Below are 21,905 nucleotides of genomic sequence, written 5' to 3'. Positions count from 1 at the left end.
ATCCCCCACTAAATATGCGCGGCCATTTCTTCTTTAAACCCGAACCAATACGTAAATAGGAAGCCAAACGTGTACGAAATGACGAGTCCAATGAAATAAATCACATACTTTCCATCGGAAATAAGCGGGATGAGTGACAGCCCGGATACGCCAATGCCAAGCGCCGCTGTTTTCATCACCGCTTGAAATGCACCGCCGACCGCCGCCCCAAGACACGCGGTAACAAACGGCCGCCCAAGCGGCAATGTCACCCCGTACAACAGCGGCTCCCCGATGCCTAAAAATCCAACCGGCAACGCCCCTTTGATAATGTTGCGAAGCCGCTCGTTTTTTGTTTTGACATACACGGCGATCGCCGCCCCGACTTGACCAGCTCCGGCCATCGCCAATACCGGCAGTAGCGGCGTCGAACCCAATTTTTGAATCAACTCCATATGAATCGGGGTTAATCCGTGATGCAGTCCGACCATCACGAGCGGCAAAAACGTTCCGGCCAACACAGCACCCGCGACTACTCCGCCGATGTCAAGCACCGCTTTCAGCCCGCTTGTAATCGCGAACGACAACCAACCGGCAAGCGGCTGCACGGCGATCAAGGTAAACAGACAGACGATTAACACGGTGATAAGCGGCGTGACAATAATGTCGACCGCATTCGGCACAAACGAACGCACCCGTTTTTCGACCGCCGCCATGAGCCAAGCGGCAAGCAAGACCGCAAACAGGCCTCCCCTCCCAGGTGTAAGCGCTTCCCCAAATAGCTTTATATCAGCCAATGCCGGGTTGAAGACGAGAATACCGGCAATCGCCCCTAATACAGGAGTGCCGCCAAACTCTTTCGCTGTATTATATCCGACTAACACGCCAAGTGAGGCAAAAATCCCCCCGCCTATCAACAACAACAGCTGCAGCCACGTCGTCTGCGGATCAACGCCGGCGTTTTTCGCAAAGTTGGCGATTCCGTTAATAATCCCTGACGCCACCAACCCGGGAATGAGCGGGATGAAGATGCTGCCGATTTTGCGAAGCAACCGCTTTAGCGGCGTTTGCTGACGCGCTTTCACCCTTGCTTTTGTCCGCTCCGCAATATCCTCAGCCTCATTTTCGATCACTTCCCCAAGTTCTAGACCGGTAAGTTCGCATAGCGCAGCCGCCACTTTATTGACAACACCAGGGCCAACGACAATTTGCAAAGTCTCATCCTCTATGACTCCCATGACCCCTTCGATCTGTTTTAAGGCGTCCATGTTCGCTTTGCCCGGCTCGCGCAGTGACACGCGCACCCGCGTTATGCAATGGGCAATGCGGATGATGTTTTCTTTTCCCCCAACGTACTGAAGTATCGATATGGCGATTTGTTGTTCTCGAGTCATGATCGTTCTCTCCCCCTTATTTCGTTATTCAAGCGCTTTACGCACAAACCCCTTTGCTTGTTGCAGTCGTTTTTTTGCCTCTTCATAACCGCATTGGCGCAAAATCATCACGATCGCCGTTTTCACCTCCCCTTTGGCCTGTTCATAATAGTGGGACGCCTCTTCGGCGCTGACTCCTGTCGCCTCTATTAAAATGCGCTTTGCCCGCTCTTTTAACTTTTCATTTGTCGCCTGTACATCGACCATCCAGTTCCCATACACTTTGCCAATACCGACCATCGCTGCCGTAGAAATCATGTTGAGCACCATTTTTTGCGCTGTCCCAGCTTTTAACCTCGTTGAACCAGCCAACACTTCCGGCCCTGTTTCGATTTCCACCGCCGCATCGGCATACTGACTGATGGCGGCTCCTTTATTGCAGGCGATGCTTCCGGTCGATGCCCCGATTTGTTTGGCATAACGAAGGGCGCTGACCACATATGGCGTTCGGCCACTTGCTGCAATGCCGATGACAACATCGTTTTCCGTCAAGCCGACTGCCTGTAAATCGCGAACAGCAGCCTCTTCATCATCTTCCGCTCCTTCCACCGCCTTCGCAATCGCTTCCGGTCCTCCGGCAAGGACCGCCTGCACCATGGACGGTTCAGTCCCAAATGTCGGCGGGCATTCGACCGCATCAAGCAATCCGAGCCGGCCGCTCGTCCCCGCCCCGACGTAAATCAACCGTCCCCCGCGCCGAAATGCGGCGATGACAAGATGGACGACTTTTTCAATACAATCAAGTTGCTCAGCTACTGCGGCAACTGCTGCCTGATCTTCCTCGTTCATGACGTGCAAAATTTCTTTTGTCGTCATTTCATCCAAATGTTTCGTTTTTTCGTTTCGTTGTTCTGTCGCGAGATGTTCAAGCAATTTTGTCACCTCTTTGCACGTTTTAAGAAATTATATTTCATAATTATATTATAAATTTATGAAATAAAATATCAATCTATTCTTTTTTGTTTGAAACATTCCCACAAAAAAGCGGGCCCGTCTCAGGCCCGCTTTACCTCCGCAACCGCACCACTTCTTCTCTTGTTTGATGAAATCGTTCAATGACCCGGCTTCCCACCCGATGGAACGTAATCAAATACAAGGCATCGATCACGTTGAGCTGCACCATTCTCGATGCCATACTGCCAATGCGATGGTCTTGCTCAACATCCGGCAGCGCAAGTCGAATATCCGCTTCCTTATATAACGGTGATGAAGGATCAAGCTTTGTAATGGCAATGACCGTCGCCTGCTGCTTTTTTGCAAACCGGGCGATCTCCAGGACATCTTTCGTCCGCCCTGACGTCGATATGGCGACGAACACATCTCCTTCTTTCAAATGGGCCACCAGTGGCAGCATCGTATGAAAATCAGGCGATGTTACCGCCATGTAGCCAAGCTTCGTAAACTTATAACTAGCGTCCACCGCTGCGGCCGCGGAGCCGCCTACTCCGTAAAAAACCACCTTCTCGGCTTTCATCATCGCCTCAGCGGCTTTTTCTAACTCGCGCTTATCGAGTGTTGTCGTCGTCGCCTCAATGGCCGCCTTATTCACATAGGTCACTTTCATAAACAGCTCATACGGCGCATTCGGTTTGTCAATGATGGAAAAATCGTTAATGTTCATATCCGCCATCGCCAACTCGCGGACAAGTGCCAGCTTCAATCCTGGAAAACTGCCGATGCCGATCGCCTTGCAAAAGCGAATGACACTCGCCTCGCTTGTATCAGCCGCCCGCGCCAGTTCTTTGGTGGTCATCGTTGGAATCAGCTCCGCATGGCGAAGAAGATAGGCAGCCACTTTTTGTTCCGCCGGTGACAATTGCTCAAGCTGCTGTTCGATTTTCGTTAAGATCCCTATTTCACTCATCATGGTCCCATCCTTTCCGGCCACCGTTGCTATCCCCATCTTATCACGGATATCCCTTTGGACTCTACATCATAAAAAAACTTGAATAAAAAATGTTTGAATTCAAGATATATATTTGCTATGATTAATGATGAGATCATTAAGTAACCAAGAGGGGGAGAACAATGACAACATTCCAACTTGACAAAGCGCACAGCTCGATCACTTTTCAAGTCCGGCATATGATGATTTCCAAAGCAAAAGGGGAATTTGCCAACTTTGACGTCGACGTGCAAGGCGATGTGAATGAACTGGAGTCGCTGAAAGTAAAGGTAACGGTTGACGCCGCTTCAATCGATACGAAAAACGCCGACCGCGACAACCACCTCCGCTCAGCTGACTTTTTCGATGTCGAGAACTATCCGACCATTACCTTTGTCAGCGACTCGGTGCGCAAACTGTCCGACACCGAATATGAAGTGACTGGACAGCTGACGATTCGCGGCGTGACGAGAACGGAAACGTTCAAAGTCGAGTACAACGGCCAAGTGAAAAACCCGCTCACCGGCGGCATCACCGTCGGCTTTGACGTCGAAGGAACGATTAATCGCGAAGACTACGGATTAGTATGGAACGTTGCACTCGAAACTGGCGGATTCCTTGTCGGAAAAGAAGTGAAACTCAACGCCAGCTTTGAGTTTGCCCTCAGCTGAACGGTGCAGCGAAGAAGGTGTCCCGAAGCAACGGGACACCTTCTTTTGTGCTATATACACGCGGAACAACACGATGCTGCATTGAAGGCGAATCTCCTTTTTGGTCCATCCATCTTTGCCGGCGATCTGCATACGAAACCATTCAGACTACGTATTCTACGGAGAGGCTGAACCTTCTTTGTCAGCCCTTTTCAGCTTTGAACCGCTGTGCGATGCCAACATTTTGTTTCGCCTCATTGCGCCGTATACCCGCCATCGATCACGACCGCCTGCCCAGTGACGCCTTTCGCTTGTTCGCCTGCCAAAAAGAGAACATAATGGGCGACTTCTTCAACGGACAAGAGCCGCCGCTGCGGCACGAGCGGGTAAATGACTTCCTCGAGCACCTTCTCCAACGGCACCTTTCTTGTCGCCGCCAAATCAGCGAGCTGATTGCGGACGAGTTCTGTGTCGACATACCCCGGACAAAGCGCGTTCACCGTAATCCCGTACGGTGCCCCTTCTAGCGCCGCCACTTTCGTCAAGCCGATTACCCCGTGTTTTGCACTGTTGTAGGCGGCTTTTCCGGCAAACCCGATCAATCCGTTGATCGACGCCATGTTGATGATGCGGCCGTAGCGCTGCTCCTTCATCAGCGGAAACGCATGCTTAATGGCCAAAAACGGTCCAACGAGCATGACGCGGATCAACTGCTCAAACTTCTCGGTCGGAAAGTCTTCGATATTGGCGACATATTGCAAACCGGCGTTGTTCACGACAATATCGAGGCGCCCCCACCGTTTGGCCGTTTCATGGATCGTTTGCTTCACCTCTTCTTCCGCCGTCACATCACACTTGACGCCGACGACCTCGCAACCTAGCTGCCGCAACGACTCTGCCGCCTGTTCCACCTCTTCCTGCTTCAAATCGGCAAGCACGACGTTCACGCCGTTGGTTGCCAACGTTTTCGCCACTTCATAACCGATCCCCCGCGCCGCTCCGGTGACGAGGGCTGTGCGATTAACGATCACCTTTCTCACCTTCCTATGCTGTATTGGTTTCGTCAGTTAACTAAGGAAACTTTGCAGTTGCTGCAGCAACTCGTTAGGGTTGTCGGTAAATGGTGAGTGTCCCGCATTGGGTAATACGGTAAACTTCGCCCTTCCCCTAAAATCATGAACAATCTCGTCCTGCATGTTCTTCGTGACAACTACATCATGTTCGCCCCAAACAACAAGCGTGGGAGCCGTAATACGGTCCACTTCACCTGACCCATCAGTCAGACCATTGTCAAAATGACTAATATTAAAATAATTTAGCGCATAGTACACATCGAGTAAATTCCTTTGTTTCAGCACCTCATCTAAATAGGCTTCGTACCTTTCTGGTGAAGGTTGATGACACACATACATGGTTACATTAAACAGTTGTCTTAAAAAATGTTTATCTTTTTTTCGATACGCATCAGTAATCGGAATGCTTCGTAAAGGATCGCGAGCGATTTCTTCTTTCGTTCTCAACCGCTGGGTCAAGATTGGTTGTCCCTGCTCATCCACTTTGTAAAACGGATATCCCCTTGTAGAAACAGAGGCCAATAAAACAAGTTTTTCTACTTGATCAGGATAATCAGCAGCAAATTGCATACACACACCGCCACCCATCGACCAGCCGACCAAGGACACCTTTTTTAGGCCAAGCGTATCGAGCAACTGCTTAATATCTTCCGAAAAATCCTTCAGTGACTGAATCGGGCGATTGTAGGTCGAAATGCCTTGGCCGCGCAAGTCAACTGCATAAAGCTTATATACCTCGTCCATCCGTTCAAACAGAACATCCCAATGCATAGATGAAACCATGTTGCCATGGACAAGAAGGACAGGCTTTTCTCCTCCCTCCCTTTCTCGATAGCCGATCGTTTCCCCGTTAGGCAGTATAACTGATTTTAATTCTACATGTTTCATATCGTCCCCTGCCTTTAGAGTTAGTTTTGAAAACAAATGTTCTTCGTATCTTGTAAAAACTTCTTAACTTCATCTACCAATTGTTCATACTTCGATAAAATAATCGAGTAATGATTGGCATTATCGATCTCCACAAAATAACTATGGGATAAAGAAGAGGTTAATTGTCTCCATTTTTCCTTCGTCACCATAAACGTCTTGCCATCTCCGAAAGAATCCGGAGCCCATAATAATAAAGTTGGAATATTGATGTGCTCATAAAACTCATCAATTGCTGTTTGCTTCAACATATTCAATTCTTCTATGATAGCTTTCTTACATACTTTCGAACAGACAGAACCATCAAACCGGTGCTCGACATCAGCATAAAAATATTGTTCAACATATTCGTTCCAATCACTAAACAAAGGGTTTTTCTTCATTTCGTTCAGATAAGTTGTAAAATCAGGAAATACCATATCAAGCCGGTCGATAGCTGGACGGATTTTTTCAAATACTTGTTCGTCAACATTTGCCCCTCCATCTACAAGAATTAAACGTGATAATCGTTGTGGATAGGTGGCGGCAAAGCTGACACCTATCAGCGCCCCAAGGGAATGACCCATATAAATCACTTTTTCGAGTTTGAGAAAGTCCAGAACTTGCAAAATGTCCTCGACATGCTGGCGAATATTATATCCGGATGCGGGTTTCGTGCTATCACCGCGTCCGCGCAAATCGATGGCCAACACACGATAACTATCTATTAACCGCTCGGCTACTGAATCCCAGTAGCGGCTATTCGCCGTTAAACCATGGATGCAAATAATCGTTTCTCCTGTCCCGCCGAAATCAACTAAATGAAGATCAATACCATTAATTTTTATTTTTTTATCTTTCATAGCCCCAGCTCCTTTCCTAATTTTCGATCCTCGTTAGAAAGATTGTTCATACTGCTTTTTCACGGTTGGTTGTATCGATGTTTGCTTTTTTATCCCTCCATTGTCTGATTGTGCCGACAATCCCTTTTGGAAAAAACATAACAGCAAGAATATAAACCATCCCGAAAAAGATAATCCAGCGTTCAAAAACCCAATGTACCTTCGCTAGACCCATCAAACCGTGTTTCGCTAGTTCAATAAGACCAGAGCCAATGATTGCCCCGATTAAGGTGCCAACACCACCGATGATCGTCATTAACAGCGCATCAAGCGTGATTTCGGTCGAGAAAACCGATGTGTTGACAAAACGTAAGCTCGCCGCATATAACATGCCGCTTAATCCGGCAAACATGCCCGCCACCACGTTGGCAATGACTCTATAATAGAGCACACGATAACCAAGCGACTCGGCCCGCGTCTCGTTTTCCCGGATCGCTGCCAGTACTTTTCCAAGAGGAGATTCTGTGAACCGGCGTAAACAGAAATAAGAAATCACCATAAATAAGAGAGAAACAAAATAAAAGGACCATCGATCCCGAAGCAGAGCTGGCACCATAAAAGTAAACCCATCATTCCCCATTGTTAAGGAACGCCATTTTTCTGCTGCTACCATTAGCAAGCCGGCAACAGCTAAGGTTAACATCGCAAAATAATGATTTTTTAGTCTTAATGTCAGCATACCGATGATAAAACTAAGAATCATTGATAAGGCGATTGTTACAAGAGCAGCCAAAAGCACGGTTGACATGGTTGATTCATCTGCTTTTTTCATGAAAAGGGCGAATGTATACGCACCAATCCCGAAAAACATCGCATGACCGAATGACACGACCCCCGTATACCCGAGCAGCAAATCATAACTCATAGCAAATACAGCGAAGATAAAAATTTGGCTAAACAATATGAGCCATGTCCGGGAATCATAAAGAAAAGGCAGCATAGCGAGAGCAAACAAAATAAAGAACGACAGGAAGAAGCGTTTTGATGGCTGCATTTCTTATGTCACCTCCCGATCTCCGACTAGTCCTGACGGTTTAAACATTAAAATGAGTAACATAAGCAGCATATTGACACCAACTGAAATTTCCGGTATATAATACGCCGCAAATGAGCCGGCCAGCCCGACTAGCACCGAAGCCAATACAGAACCAACGATACTTCCCATACCTCCAATAACCACCACAATGAATGCCAAAATCCCATACTCCAAACCAATCCCTGAATGAATGACTCCGGAATACGGCCCTAGGAGGATGCCGGAAAGCCCGGCCATGGATGCTCCAAGAATAAATACAAACAAAAATACATTCCGAATATTAATTCCTAACGCTTGAACCATCTCTTTATTCATCACACCGGCGCGAACAATTAAGCCGATTTTTGTCCTGTTTAGTAGGAGCAACAATGCAATCAATACAACGAGGCCAATGAAAATAATAAACAGCCGATATTTAATGACGACGAAATCACCAATTCCCCAGCTTCCCGACAAATATTTCGGAGGTTGTGCCATAATTTGATTTGGTCCCCAAAATACTTTGACTAACTCCCCTAACACAAGCATGGCACCTAAAGTGATTAAAATTTGTTGAGTATGATTTCCGTAAACAGGGAGAATAATGAACCGCTCTAGTAAAGCCCCGAGGACCGCCCCCGCCGCAACTGCAGCCAATATTCCTAACAAAAAATGATCCGTTAATGTATAAACCCAAACTCCGGCGTACGCCCCCCAAAGGAACAGCGCCCCGTGAGCGAAGTTTAGCACATCCATTAAACCGAAAATAAGACTGAGGCCAGCCGCGAGCAGAAAAAGCAGCATTCCCGTCGCCAAGCCGTTAATGATCAAACTGAATACAATGTCCATATACTCCTGCCCTCCTGTTACGTAATCCCTAAATACTGTCGGCACATCTCTTTATCTTCTCTCAATTGTTCCATCTTTCCGCTATAAACCGTTCGTCCATTGTCAATAATGTAAAAATCATCGCCGATTGCACTGGCCATCATAAAATTTTGTTCAACAAGAATAATGGTTCGTTTCTTTTTCATCTCCATAATCGATTCACTAACCTTCTCAACCATAATCGGGGCTAATCCTTTACTCGGTTCATCGATGAGCATCAACTGACTGTCTTGGATATATGCTCTAGCAAGAGCAAGCATTTGCTTTTGTCCGCCGCTTAGATGACCGCCCTTCTTATGCCAAAATGTTTTCAGGTCAGGAAAAAGAGCCAGCACATAATCGAGCCGCTCTGACTCTTTTTCGTCATTTTTCCGCATAGCAATGTATAAATTTTCTCCGACCGTCAACCCGTTAAAAATTCCCTGATCTTCTGGAACGTAACTAATTCCTTTACGAGCGATTTCGTGCGGGGCTAAAGAGTCAACACGCTCATTTTTGAAATAAATGGTACCGCGGCTAACTTTGTGAAACCCCATAATCGAACGCAATGTCGTTGTTTTCCCTGCCCCATTTCTCCCTAGTAAGACCGTCACCCTTCCTTCTTTTGCTTCCAATGACACGCCTTGGAGGATATGATATTGCTGAATAAATGTATGAATGCCCTCCACTTTCAAAAGAGTCATTTATATTCCCCCTAAGTATGCCGACTGAACTTGCTCATTCTTGATAATTTCCTTCGGTTTTCCATCAGCAAGTAACCGTCCGTTGAAAAGCACCATAATCGTATCGGACAAATCAAGAACCATATCGATTTTATGTTCGATTAATAAAATTGTTCGATTTCGTTGTTCTTTAATTTTTTGAATCACCTCAAGAATTTTCGGAACTTCTTCAAGAGACATACCTGCTGTCGGTTCGTCTAAAAGCAAAAGATCTGTCTCTAACGCAAGCAGCATGGCAATTTCCAACTTCCGCTTTTCGCCGTGTGCAAGATGAACAGCCAGCTCATCCGCCTTATTGTCTAACAAGACGAGCTCGAGCCACTCATATGCCTTCTCTTCAATTTCCTTAAAACGTTTTGCATTCGAAAAACAGTTAAAATACACCCTAGACTTGGATTGCACAGCAAGACGGACATTTTCAAAACAAGTCAGTTGCGGGAAAACATTAGTAATCTGAAAAGATCGTCCGATTCCTTTTCTTGTTCTCAAAGCTGGAGGTAGGTTTGTAATATTTTCCCCCTTAAAAAACACATGGCCATGCGTCGGTTTTAGCTGTCCGCTTAATAAGTTAAAAAACGTTGTTTTTCCCGCCCCGTTCGGGCCGATAATGGACTTTACCTCATGCTCTTCAATTTGGATGCTGACATGGTCTACAGCCACATGATCCCCGAAACGAACCGTCAGCTGTTTCGTTTCTAAAATCGTTCCCACTTTCCCACTCCCTTGTTTTATTTTGAGGGGAGGAAGGGGAGGATCAAACCAATGCATGTGAATCCCCTTCCCCTGTGGATGTCTACCGGTTATTCATGATCGGTGGCTCCGTTTCTTCAGGAGTCAGCTCCCTGATCAATACAGGAACCGGGTAATCAAATCCTTCCTTTCGTTCTAACCTAACAGCATACAGTGTCTGCAACGCTTGATGGTCTTCTTTTCGGAACGTCATCTTACCTTTCGGGGTTTCGAATGTCATGCCTTCCATAACCTTAACGAGCGCGTCTCCACTAGCATCGCCATTTGTCTTTTTCAATGCTTCCACAATAGCGATCGCCGCCGACATTCCTCCTGGAGTGAATAAATCTGGAACTTGGCCATTAAACCGCTTTTTGTGCTCTTCGACAAGCCAATCGTTAACTTTGTTTTTTGGAAGGGTGTAATGGTACACTGTAAATCCTTCCATGCCAACAATATCGTTCATCGTCTTCAGTGCAGCAATATCCGGAGCGCCGGTTGAAATTTTAATGCCTTTTTCTTGCACCTTCATGTCGGACAGCTGTTTCCACGGGGAATTTGCGCCAGCCCAGATCACAAATAAATAATCCGGTTTCTTTTCGATGATTCGCTGAATATTGGAAGTAAAGTCCACCCCTTGCGGATCAGCGTACTCTTCCAAGACGATATCAGCTCCTAGTTTTTCGGCCGCCTTTTTGAACGCTGCTACACCATCACGTCCAAACGCATTATCTTGGGCAAGCGTAGCAATTTTGCCCCCCTCCTTGGCAATCGCTTGCGCCCCGGCAATCGCATCCTGCGAGGAATTTCTAGCGGTGCGGAAAATATACTTATTCCAGTTTGCGCCGGTGATGCTGTCGGCTACCGCTGGTTCAACGACCATCACTTTTTTGTATTCTTCCGCAAGCGGCAAAACAGCAAGTGTATCGCCTGATGAACTAGAACCGACAAGGATATCTACACCGTCGTCTTCAAACAGCTTTGTTGCCTTTTGTACCGCCGTATCTGGTTTCGTTTCCGTATCTTCGTAAATAACCTTAATTTTTTTGCCCGCTACTTCTCGAGTGCCGTTTGTCGCATAATCAAGCCCCAACTCGAATCCATTAACTGTCTGTTTTCCATACGCCTCCAACGGACCTGTTAAAGACGCTAGCACACCAATTTTGATTGTGCCTTGACCGACAGTGTCTCCCCCACTCTCTTGATCGTCTTCAGTTGTTTTGCTGCTACATGCCGATACGAAGAAAAGGGCAGCGACAGCCAGAGTCCCCATCCAGTTAAACAATTTTTTCCTTCTTTTCAACTCGCCTTCCCCCTTTGGTTTAACATCGTTTGAATGTATTATGAGATAAAACAGTTGCAATTCAGTTACAAACATCTGTCGACAAAAAAACCGCCTCCTAAACGGCGGAACACATAGGCAAATATGATTTGACGACACCTAGCACCAAAATAAAACGCTCCCCGCCCGTAATATGCTAGAGCTAGGAAGCGACTGAACGTACGTCACCCACATTGGACAAGGAGAACAACCCAGTGCCCCTTGAAAGAGGCTCCCCTGAACGCGTTACAAGGCTTGCGATGCCAATGAAAGATAGGAAGGAGGCGGTATACCATAACCCCAGATGATGAACACATCGTGAAAATCGATATTATCGCAGACAAACGTGCCGTCAATTCATTGTAATCATTTCAAACATTTGCTTTGTCGTTTCCAACGGTTCGACACCAAGCTCGTTTTTCAATTGCTCGCAGCATTTTTTATATAGCTTGACCGCATAAGTACGGTTATTTTTCCGATAATAGCAATACATCAACAACCGATAGGCTTCTTCCCAACAACGGTCTCTAGCCAGTATTTGATCACACCAATAAATCGCTTCATCAAAATTCTCCTGCGACACGTTAATTTGCGCCAACCGCTCCGCTCCCTTCAAAAATAAAAGGAGCAGTCTTTCTCTCTCTTCGGCACACCAGTCCGCATAAAGACGATCCGGCAAATAATCGCCTTGGTATAGACCGAGTCCTTGTTTTAACATTTCGGCAGCCGCGTCTCGGTCCCTCTCTTCCAATCCTTTTTCAATCAACGTTTGAAATTGGACAGCATCAATTTCAATGACCGCTTTACTGCTTAATCCATACAACACCCCCCGCCTTTCGATAAAAAATGATTCCGAACGCGCTTTACGATGGGGTTCGATGACTTTGTTCAACGCGTTCAGCGCCACTTTAAAATCCCGTTCCGCTGCCGCTTCATGACTGTCCTTCCAAAGCAAAGATAATATTTTGCTTCGCGGCAACAGCTGGCCGCGCCGGGTAATGAACAATTGAAACAGTTCTTTGGCCTTTTCCCGCTTCCATTCCCGTTCACTCACTTCTTTCTGTCCCAAAAACAGTTTAAACTCTCCCAAAGTGCGAACTTTCAACGTGTAGCCAGGATGAAAAGAAACGTCTTTCATTCCCACTCGTTCAAGCAATCGACTGGCGGTATGTGTTTCGATCCCTTGTTTTTTCGCTTTCATTAACATCGGTATGATGCTTTGTAAGTCATTCGGACCAAACAATGTTTTTTTCTCAACAAAAAATGAATAATCTTGTTTATCGATCAGATGCAAACATTGTTGAAAGGATGCATGAAATGCCTGTTCATTTTTTTGCTCAAATTCCAGCAGCGAGATCCAAAAATATGAAACCATTAAACCGTATTGACAACCGCATTGCTGAAAGATCGATAAACATTGGTGAAACATTTGTCGTGCTTTTTGAATATCACCGCTATAATACAACGCAATTCCTAGGGCAAGGAGAATAAATGATGACAGCCAAATATCCTTCACCTTTTCTGTTTCCGAAAGCGCTCTCATCCCACATTCCAATGCTAGATCATAGCAGCCGCTTCTTCCATACAGCAAGCATAATCCCATCCAAGGCTCAGCTTTTCCGCGTGAAATGTTCATATCATCCATCATACAAATGGCTGTTTCATAACAATGAATAGCCATTGTTTGCTCATATACATGATTGAACTGCAACGCATGTCCTTTTCTCATCCATCCGCAAGCCTCAACAAAAGGTGCTTTCCATTTGATTCCCTGGAGGATTCCCGACTCAGCCAGTTTTTTTGCTTCTTCGACTTCTCCCATATATACACAAATGAGCGCCAGTAAAATTTCACTCGTCCGGTGCGCTCTCGATAAATATAGCTGCTCGTTTTGCTTTTCCCTATAGTTTTTCAAAATTTCTTTTGCTTGTTTAAGCCGCCCTGTTCTTAAATAAAGCCGCGCTTCTAATTCAATCATTTTTAAATGTTTTGTACCATCTTCGAACGATTTCGTTTGTAAATACCACTTTTCCGCATCCACAGTATTCCCCATATTCAGCAAATTTTCAGCCATAAGAACATACAGTGATCGTTTTCTCTCATTCCCACCAAACTGATCAGAGTGTGGGTGATCCAGTAATACAATGGCTTTTCTCAACAATGGATCTGCTTTGCTCGGTTGCACCGTGTCAAGATATACCCTTGCTTGCCCTTCCACTCCTAAACCTATGCCGATTCCATCATTTTTTATCTCCGCGTTGCTTTCCATCCGTCGATAGCAATCGAGGGCCTCTTCGTATTGTGATCGATATCGATAAATTTCCCCTTGATAAAACCAAAGCATATAGTACTGATTTTTTACATGTTCGGGAATTTGAAGAAGAACTTTGAGAAGTGTCTCGATTTTCCCTTCTTCCAACATCGATCTGCCGTTGGGCTGAAGGATGACAGCTATCCGCTCGTACTCCTTGATCTCTAACAAATGAAGGATCGCTTTTTCGTAGTTTTGCGAACGAATATAATAATCAGCAGCTTGTTGATGAGTATGATAAAAAACGTCTGCCTTTTTACTGATTTGTGATTGCAGAAATTCCCGGAACAATGCGTGATAACGGTATCGTCCCTCACTAATCGGATTGATAAATAAATTTTGCCTCATTAAGTAGTCTAAAATATAACGTGTATCTTCCTCTGAAAACCATAGATGACAAACAGATTCCGAGAATTCTTCAAACACACTGGTCCGCTCTAAAAAATCACGCACCACGTCTGGCTGCTTAAAAAACACTTCTAAAGCCAGAAAACGAAATAAATCATCCATAGAGGCCGATTGAGTGTTAGAAAATGAATAATCCGGCTTCATTTTCATTTGGTGCCAAATCATCTGGATAGCGATGATCCATCCCTCTGTCATAGTATAGATTTGTTCGACAGTCTCCCAGTCCAAAGGAATTCCGTAGGAATCAGAAAACAAGACATCTATTTCCTCTCTCGAAAATACTAAGTCCTTCTCCGTGATCTCTAACATTTCCCCTTTGACTTTCATCGTCTCTAAAATATCCCAAGGAGGGCGGCCTCTGCTTGAGATCACAAGATGAACATTCGCTGGCTTGTGCACGATAAACAGTTTCATCCATCGACTGATCCATTCCGAACGGTCAAGCAAGTGAAAATCATCGAGTACAAGGATAAATTCCTCGCGAAGGGCTTTCATCTCATTAATAAACTTTGAACAAATAAATTCAACTTTTTCTTGATCATAGTTAGAAGAAGCCTCTTGTTCAAGGACCGTCAGCAGTTCCATCCCAAAATCAGGAAATAGCGTACGAACACAATAGACCATATGGATAAGAAAAGGAAAAAAGTTATCGTCCTGTTCTGAAACCGTATACCAGCAAAACGGTGTATATGAATTGCTAAGCAACAAAGCCAACGATGTACTTTTGCCATAACCCGGTCCCGAGTGAATAATGGTGAGGGGATAGTTTTTCATACGAATTAATTTTTTCATCAAGGATGGGCGTACAATCACCGTTTCCTTGAGATAAGGCGGAATAAACTTTGTCTCTATAACTGAAGATAGATAGTTCATTCAATCCCCCCTCTGATGAACAATTCCTGTTGAACTGAGCACATCTCTAGAAGGCCGGTGAAAAATGGCTGCCACGAGCAAATCAGCGGCATCTCGCCAAAAAAGAAGGCTGATTTCGCCAGGTTTTTCTAACTGAGAAACAGATGGAATAGCACTATTTTGTACTAAATCACCGCCCCTCTAGATTCTCAATAGTGGATTATTCGACAGTTGCCCGAAAAAATCCTACTCGATTTTCATGCCATTGTTGTGAATTGCTCCACAAAGGAGAAAGAAACAAAAAATAGATCAAGGGAGCCTAAAAGCAGACGCTTTTGGACTCCCTTCGTTGTTCGATTTTTGACTCTAGGAACACCTTACAAATATTATGCCCAGTCTTTACAAAGCCTCAATAAACACCGCCGTTCCCATTCCACCGCCCACGCATAAAGAGGCAATTCCTTTTTCAAGCTGACGGCGCTGCAACTCATGAATAAGACTGACGACAATACGCGCTCCTGTGCATCCAATCGGATGTCCCAAGCTGATGCCGCTTCCGTTTACGTTCACTTTATCTCTATCTAAACGCAGTTCCCTTTCTACAGCTAAATACTGAGCAGCAAATGCTTCATTGATTTCAATTAAATCGGCTTCCGCTAACGTCCAATTTACCCTTTCTAATCCTTTTTGTACCGCTGGAACCGGACCGCGTCCCATCACTAGAGGATCCACTCCGGCAACAGCATAACCAACTACTTTCGCAAGCGGCTGGATTCCTCGTTGCTGCGCATACTCGGCGGACATGAGCACAAGCGCAGCAGCACCGTCATTAATTCCCGACGCATTCCCTGCTGTTACCGTTCCATTTTTTCGAAATACAGGTTTTAAAGAAGCCAATTTTTCTTTCGTCACATCGGCTCGTGGATGCTCATCTTTCGTTACAACTATCTCTTCCTTCCGTGTTTTTACCGTGATCGGAACAATTTGAGAATCAAAGTATCCCGATTCCATCGCCAAAATAGCTCGTCGATGGCTTAACAACGCCAGCTCATCCTGCTCTTCCCTTGTGATCCCGTACTGTTCGGCAAGATTCTCGGCCGTTTCCCCCATCATCACATGGTGAATGGGGTCCTCAAGAACTTCCCAAACGCTATCATAGACTTGCTGGTGCTGTAAACGCGCCCCCCAACGATACTGCTTTACTATATACGGACTAGAACTCATGGCTTCCACGCCGCCGGCAATGACCACATCGCTCAGCCCGACTTCAATTTGCATAGCCGCCGAAATAATCGCTTGCATTCCAGAAGCGCACTGGCGCTGAATCGTAAAACCGGTTGTTGTATGAGGAAATCCGGCTAGCAAGGCAGCCGTTCTTGCTGTATTAGGTATATCCGTCCTCTGAATGCAATGCCCCAAAATCACTTCGTTTACTTCGCTTTTCTCAATTTGGCTGCGCTTTACTGCTTCCTCTAAAACAGGAACAATTAAATCTGTTGGCAACAGGTCTTTAAAGACGCCGCCAAATGTTCCAATCGGTGTGCGCACGGCTGCTGTAATGACCACTTCTCTCATTCTGTATCGCTCCTCCCTCATCACATAACATCTTCACTGTGCCGTATACCCGCCATCGATGACAACCGCCTGCCCGGTGATACCTCTTGCTTGTTCACTCGCTAAAAACAGCGCATAGTTTGCAATTTCCTCAACCGACAACAGACGCCGTTGTGGCACAAGCGGATAAATGACCTCCTCCAATACTTTTTCTAACGGAACATTTCTGGCAGCCGCTAAATCACTCAATTGGTTACGGACAAGCGGTGTATCGACATATCCGGGACATAGAGCATTAACCGTAATTCCATACGGTGCTCCTTCAAGGGCCGCCACCTTTGTTAAACCAATGACCCCGTGCTTCGCGCTATTGTATGCTGCTTTTCCAGCAAAACCGACTAAGCCGTTAATGGAGGCGATGTTAATAATACGGCCATAGTTTTGTTGTTTCATCGTTGGAAAAACATGTTTAATAGCAATGAATGGGGCTACGAGCATAACATCAACAAGCTGTTTAAATTTCTGCGTTGGAAAATCTTCAATATTGGCTACATACTGCAATCCTGCATTGTTAATCAGAATATCAATCCGCCCGAATCGGTTCAACGTTTCATCCAAGGCCGCTTTAACCTCTTCCTCAGACGTGACATCGCACTTCAGGCCAATCGCCTCATAGTCGCTATTTTGCAGCGATTCAGCCGCTTTCTCCATGGCTGTTTTATGGATGTCTGTGAGCACAACTTTACTGCCGTTTTCAGCAAAGGTTTTCGCCATTTCATACCCAATTCCGCTCGCTGCTCCCGTAATCAACATTACTTTTCCTTTTACCACTATCTGATCCCCCCACCGATGTTTCATCTAAGCGTGATGCCCTCTATCCTTTCAATAAAACGACATTTCCCTTTTGTGCACTTCTTCAGATTCCTAAACCAAGGGAAAATAAAATGATTGCCAACACCGTCCCTAGCGCAGGAACAATCACGGTTAAAGCCCCTACCGCATTATAGGCATCCTGATGGGTTTCCCCACAAATCGCTCGAATCGTTGTAACTACATATCCGTTATGCGGCAACGAATCGAGTGCTCCAGAAGAAATGGCAACCACACGATGCAGCGCTTCCGGATTGACTCCCATATCCAGATAGTGCGGCGCGATGAGCGGCAACGCAATAGCCTGTCCTCCAGATGCTGAACCCGTCATTCCTGCAATGACACTAACCGCAATAGCTCCCCCAATTAATGGGCTGCCCGGAATGCTCGTAATCGTTTCTACCGCTGTGTGAAAGGCAGGAACAGCCTTCGCCACGCCGCCAAACCCAACCACCGCCGCTGTGTTCCCTAAGGCGATTAATGCTCCGATCGTTCCCTCAGATACAGCATTTTCAAAATTTTTGAAATACTTATAATTGCATACATACGTAGCGATGACACCACCAAGCAAAGCCACAATGAGTGCCGATTGTTTTAAGGAATCATGAAACACAAACGAAATCACTAATACAACCAAAAGCGGAATGAGACCGAGAACGGGATGAGGCAGTTCTTGGCCTTCTTCGACCGGGTCGCCTAATCTAGAAACAAATCTCTCCCCTCTCGCCACTGCTTTATCGATCATTTTCTTCAACCACCAGTAGCCGAACAAAGCCATAAAAATTGCAACGATGAGACTGACTTCCCATCCAGCATATGGAGACGTCTTTAAATATTCAATCGGAATCCAGTTTTGAATTTCGGGAGACCCCGCTGACGTCATCGTAAATGTCACAGAACCAAACGCAAGGGCTGCTGGAATAAAGCGGCGCGGCAAATTAGCTTGCTTAAACAAACTCACAGCCATCGGATAAACAGAAAATGCCACGACGAATAAGCTGACTCCTCCATATGTTAAAACGGCACAAGCAATCACAATGGCCAACGCTGCATGCTTCATTCCCAACTTATCCACAATCCATTTCGAAACGCTATGAGCCGCCCCACTGTCTTCCATTAATTTACCAAAAATAGCACCTAATAAAAACATTAGATACCAAGATTGAATAAAGCTTGAGAATCCCGTCATATAATTTCCGACTAAATTGGCTTCCCCTCCGCCAACCAACTGCGGAAAGAGCGGCAATCCGCTGAAAACAGCCACTACGAATGCGCATAGTGGCGCAGCAATAAATAAATTCATTCCTCTCATGGTTAAATAAATGAGTAATGCCAATCCCCCAATTAGACCGATCATGCTCCACATCCCCGATCACCCCTAGACAAAATTATGCCTGAATAAAAAGCGTTTCATCGATAATCAATGTTGGTTCTGTCAGAGATTGAATCTCTTCGACGCTACTTCCATCCAAAATTTCTACTAACTTCAAGCCATTCTCGGTCACGTCTATAACCGCTTTTTCGGTAATAATGCGGTTGACCACTTTCCTTCCTGTCAACGGAAGACTACACTTTTTCACAATCTTCGGTTTTCCATCCTTGCTAACATGCTCCATAACAACAATAATCTTTTTCGCTCCATGCACTAGATCCATCGCTCCTCCCATGCCTTTAATCATTTTTCCAGGGATCATCCAATTAGCAAGATCACCCTCTTCCGAAACTTCCATTCCTCCTAAAATAGCTACATCGATATGACCGCCACGGATCATGGCAAATGATTCGGCACTGCTAAAATAGCAAGCTCCGGGAATAGCCGTTATCGTTTCTTTCCCGGCATTGATTAAATCGGGGTCTACCTCATCCTTGAGAGGGTAAGGTCCAATCCCTAACAATCCGTTTTCAGATTGCAGCACCACCTTTTTATGCGATTGAATAAAATTGGCGACAAGAGTTGGTATTCCAATCCCTAAATTGACGTAGAAACCGTTTTCAATCTCCTGTTCAGCACGCTTGGCAATTCTTTCACGAATGGATTGTTTATTCATTGTTTTCACTTGCTCCCTTCTTTGACATACTAGCGAACAACTAGACGTTCAATCCGTTTTTCTTGTTTTCCAACTACTAATCGTTGTACATAAATGCTCGGCGTATGAATGTGATCCGGATCCAATTCTCCAATTTCCACAAGTTCCTCCACTTCTGCAATCGTAACTTTCCCTGCTGCCGCCATCATCGGGTTAAAGTTGCGCGCTGTTTTATTGTAAATCAAGTTCCCCATTTTATCTCCTTTCCACGCACGCACTAAACTAAAGTCAGCAACTAACGCTGTTTCAAGAATATACTCTTTGCCGTTAAATACTCGGACTTCTTTCCCTTCGGCAATCGGAGTGCCAACTCCGGCAGGAGTATAAAAGGCTGGAATTCCGGCCCCACCAGCGCGAATACGTTCCGCCAACGTTCCTTGGGGAATTAATTCCACTTCTATTTCCTGATTGAGAACTTGGCGTTCAAACTTTTTATTTTCTCCAACATAAGAAGCGATCATTTTCTTAATTTGCTTATTTTTGAGGAGCAATCCCAGTCCCCAGTCATCCACACCGCAATTATTGGAGATAACCGTTAAATCCTTGACACCGGTTTCCGCTAACGCGAGAATTAAGTTTTCCGGAATGCCGACAAGACCGAAGCCGCCAACCATAATCGTTGCCCCATCTGGAATGTCTTTCACCGCCTCGATAAAAGACGAATGTACTTGCTTCATTGGTGTTTTACCTCCCTATGTGTTATTGATTTCTTCGTTCACTTATACAAGCAAGAATGATGCCAACAAAATATATTAAGAGCAGACAGAATAACGAGTTCAACATCTCTTTCTTTATTCCAAAAACTCGGACATTTGTTCAATAAAAACTTTATTCCTTACCCAAACACTACTTCACTTGTATGTTGTTCACACAAAAAATCCGGAATCTCGGAACAAATTCCAAGATTCCGGAAAACTAACCATCCAGACCGTATTTTTTTATCTTCTCATACATCGTTGACTTGCTAATGCCTAAAGCCTCAGCTGCCTTTACTTTATCGTTCTGATGAAGCGACAAACTTTTTTTGATAATTGCCTTCTCCGTTTCTTCAAGCAGCTGCTTTAGTGTTTTTCCTTGCAATTGATATACGGAATTGGCTCTTAAATACTCCGGTAATGCTTCAACGGTAATCGTTTCTCCTTCAGCAAAGTGAACAGCCACTTCCATGACATTTTCAAGTTCACGGATGTTCCCCGGCCATGAATGTTGAGAAAAAATATGCCATACGTTCTCATCAATGGCTGTGATTCGTTTTCCCAAGCGCTTGCTGATCTTATTCACGAAATGATGCACCAATGCGCTGAGATCCTCTGGCCTCTCACGCAAAGGAGGAATGAAAATCGACACGACATTAATACGGTAGTATAAATCTTCACGGAACCGTTTTTCTTCGATCAACTTTTCCAAGGGCCGATTGGTAGCAGCGATAATTCGGACATCGACGGGAACTGTTTTTGTTGCCCCCACCGGTTCAATCTCCTTCTCCTGCAAAACGCGCAACAATTTCACTTGCATATGCAACGGCATATCGCCAATTTCATCAAGAAAAACCGTTCCGCCATCAGCTAATTGAAACTTTCCTTTTTTTCCGCCTTTTTTCGCTCCAGTAAAGGCTCCTTCTTCGTAGCCAAACAGTTCTGATTCCAATAAGTGATCGGGAATAGCACCGCAGTTGACCTTGATAAACGGCTTATGACTTCGGCTGCTTAACTGATGAATGCTATGGGCGAACAACTCTTTACCCGTGCCGCTTTCCCCGCGAATCAACACCGAAACGTCACTATCAGCAATACGTTTTACTCGCTCCTTTAACATTTCCATTTGTTTTGATTGGGAAACAATATCTCTTAATGTATATTTCGCTCCATTGTCCTCGTTCCTTTCCTCTAAATACGTTTGTAATTGCAATAACAAACTTTTAATATGGCTATTCATCCGTTTCCATTCATGAACATCGCGAAAAATAACTGTTCCGACCGCTCCGACGATTCTCCCATTGATCACAATGGGAATACGGTTGGCAATCATATAGTTTCCTTTTATATATTGTAAATCAGCCATCTCTTCTTTTCCGGTTTGAACAACAATATGCATTCTCGTATTTTCAATCACCTCCGTTACGTGCTTGCCGATAACTTCTTCCTGCTCTTTTTCCAAAAACTCGCAATAACTTTTATTTATATAAATGATTTTTCCTTTTTCATCCACAACGACAATTCCCTCATGAGCACTGTCAATAATAGTTTTCAGCATTTCGTTCTGAAAGACTGTAGATTTGTTCTCCATCATCTCCCTCCCCCACTTTTACCCCTTTGTTTGC

General features: G+C 45.2%; 19 protein-coding genes. 1 reads left to right on the top strand and 18 read right to left on the bottom strand.

Going from position 1 to position 21,905, the window contains the following annotated elements; translation table 11 throughout:
* Positions 1-8: 8 nt before the first annotated feature.
* The 3 genes from B9L21_RS06775 to B9L21_RS06765 form a co-directional block, all read right to left on the bottom strand.
* Positions 9-1,373, bottom strand: coding sequence for a PTS transporter subunit EIIC (locus B9L21_RS06775; protein WP_063165738.1), 1,365 nt, complete (start codon positions 1,371-1,373; stop codon positions 9-11).
* 24 nt (positions 1,374-1,397) lie between these two features.
* Positions 1,398-2,285, bottom strand: a complete 888-nt coding sequence (murQ, locus tag B9L21_RS06770) for an N-acetylmuramic acid 6-phosphate etherase (protein ID WP_063165737.1) — start codon at positions 2,283-2,285, stop codon at positions 1,398-1,400.
* A 133-nt stretch (positions 2,286-2,418) separates the two neighbouring features.
* The gene (locus B9L21_RS06765; RefSeq protein WP_063167336.1) at positions 2,419-3,276 is read right to left on the bottom strand and encodes a MurR/RpiR family transcriptional regulator; all 858 of its coding nucleotides are present in this window, start codon (positions 3,274-3,276) and stop codon (positions 2,419-2,421) included.
* A gap of 164 nt (positions 3,277-3,440) precedes the next feature.
* On the opposite strand from B9L21_RS06765, the gene B9L21_RS06760 reads away from it, so the two are divergent.
* Positions 3,441-3,968, top strand: coding sequence for a YceI family protein (locus B9L21_RS06760; protein ID WP_063165736.1), 528 nt, complete (start codon positions 3,441-3,443; stop codon positions 3,966-3,968).
* 233 nt (positions 3,969-4,201) lie between these two features.
* Here B9L21_RS06760 and B9L21_RS06755 read toward each other — a convergent pair whose 3' ends face one another.
* From B9L21_RS06755 to B9L21_RS06685, 15 genes are all read right to left on the bottom strand, one after another.
* On the bottom strand, positions 4,202-4,978 hold the full coding sequence (locus B9L21_RS06755; protein ID WP_063165735.1) for a 3-hydroxybutyrate dehydrogenase: 777 nt from the start codon (positions 4,976-4,978) through the stop codon (positions 4,202-4,204).
* Positions 4,979-5,014: 36 nt separating this feature from the next.
* On the bottom strand, positions 5,015-5,908 hold the full coding sequence (locus B9L21_RS06750) for an alpha/beta fold hydrolase (protein ID WP_063165734.1): 894 nt from the start codon (positions 5,906-5,908) through the stop codon (positions 5,015-5,017).
* Between the two features lie 20 nt (positions 5,909-5,928).
* Entirely contained in the window at positions 5,929-6,789 is an 861-nt protein-coding gene (locus tag B9L21_RS06745; protein ID WP_063165733.1) for an alpha/beta fold hydrolase, read from the bottom strand.
* 46 nt (positions 6,790-6,835) lie between these two features.
* Positions 6,836-7,822 (bottom strand): branched-chain amino acid ABC transporter permease, encoded by a 987-nt coding sequence (locus B9L21_RS06740; RefSeq protein WP_143424844.1) that lies wholly within the window; start codon positions 7,820-7,822, stop codon positions 6,836-6,838.
* 3 nt (positions 7,823-7,825) lie between these two features.
* Positions 7,826-8,692 (bottom strand): branched-chain amino acid ABC transporter permease, encoded by an 867-nt coding sequence (locus tag B9L21_RS06735; protein WP_063165732.1) that lies wholly within the window; start codon positions 8,690-8,692, stop codon positions 7,826-7,828.
* Between the two features lie 17 nt (positions 8,693-8,709).
* Positions 8,710-9,414, bottom strand: a complete 705-nt coding sequence (locus B9L21_RS06730; protein WP_063165731.1) for an ABC transporter ATP-binding protein — start codon at positions 9,412-9,414, stop codon at positions 8,710-8,712.
* Positions 9,415-10,164: an ABC transporter ATP-binding protein gene (locus B9L21_RS06725; protein ID WP_063165730.1), complete on the bottom strand. Its 750-nt coding sequence runs from the start codon at positions 10,162-10,164 to the stop codon at positions 9,415-9,417.
* Between the two features lie 82 nt (positions 10,165-10,246).
* Positions 10,247-11,455 (bottom strand): substrate-binding domain-containing protein, encoded by a 1,209-nt coding sequence (locus B9L21_RS06720; protein ID WP_082816602.1) that lies wholly within the window; start codon positions 11,453-11,455, stop codon positions 10,247-10,249.
* A gap of 400 nt (positions 11,456-11,855) precedes the next feature.
* On the bottom strand, positions 11,856-15,095 hold the full coding sequence (locus tag B9L21_RS06715) for a BTAD domain-containing putative transcriptional regulator (protein WP_063165729.1): 3,240 nt from the start codon (positions 15,093-15,095) through the stop codon (positions 11,856-11,858).
* A 378-nt stretch (positions 15,096-15,473) separates the two neighbouring features.
* A complete protein-coding gene (locus tag B9L21_RS06710) occupies positions 15,474-16,649 on the bottom strand; it encodes a thiolase family protein (protein WP_063165728.1) in 1,176 nt (391 codons plus the stop codon).
* 33 nt (positions 16,650-16,682) lie between these two features.
* Complete coding sequence (locus tag B9L21_RS06705; RefSeq protein WP_413229269.1) at positions 16,683-17,486, bottom strand: 3-hydroxybutyrate dehydrogenase; 804 nt, start codon at positions 17,484-17,486, stop codon at positions 16,683-16,685.
* 58 nt (positions 17,487-17,544) lie between these two features.
* Complete coding sequence (locus B9L21_RS06700; protein ID WP_063165726.1) at positions 17,545-18,864, bottom strand: GntP family permease; 1,320 nt, start codon at positions 18,862-18,864, stop codon at positions 17,545-17,547.
* A gap of 22 nt (positions 18,865-18,886) precedes the next feature.
* On the bottom strand, positions 18,887-19,546 hold the full coding sequence (locus tag B9L21_RS06695; RefSeq protein ID WP_023633765.1) for a CoA transferase subunit B: 660 nt from the start codon (positions 19,544-19,546) through the stop codon (positions 18,887-18,889).
* A 29-nt stretch (positions 19,547-19,575) separates the two neighbouring features.
* Complete coding sequence (locus tag B9L21_RS06690; RefSeq protein WP_063165725.1) at positions 19,576-20,262, bottom strand: CoA transferase subunit A; 687 nt, start codon at positions 20,260-20,262, stop codon at positions 19,576-19,578.
* Positions 20,263-20,500: 238 nt separating this feature from the next.
* Entirely contained in the window at positions 20,501-21,874 is a 1,374-nt protein-coding gene (locus tag B9L21_RS06685; protein ID WP_413229268.1) for a sigma-54 interaction domain-containing protein, read from the bottom strand.
* Positions 21,875-21,905 lie beyond the last annotated feature (31 nt).

It is taken from the genome of Geobacillus uzenensis (assembly GCF_002217665.1).
Lineage (GTDB): Bacteria > Bacillota > Bacilli > Bacillales > Anoxybacillaceae > Geobacillus > Geobacillus subterraneus.
The sequence above is the reverse complement of the archived record's forward strand: the minus strand, read 5'-3'. Positions and strand labels throughout refer to the sequence as shown.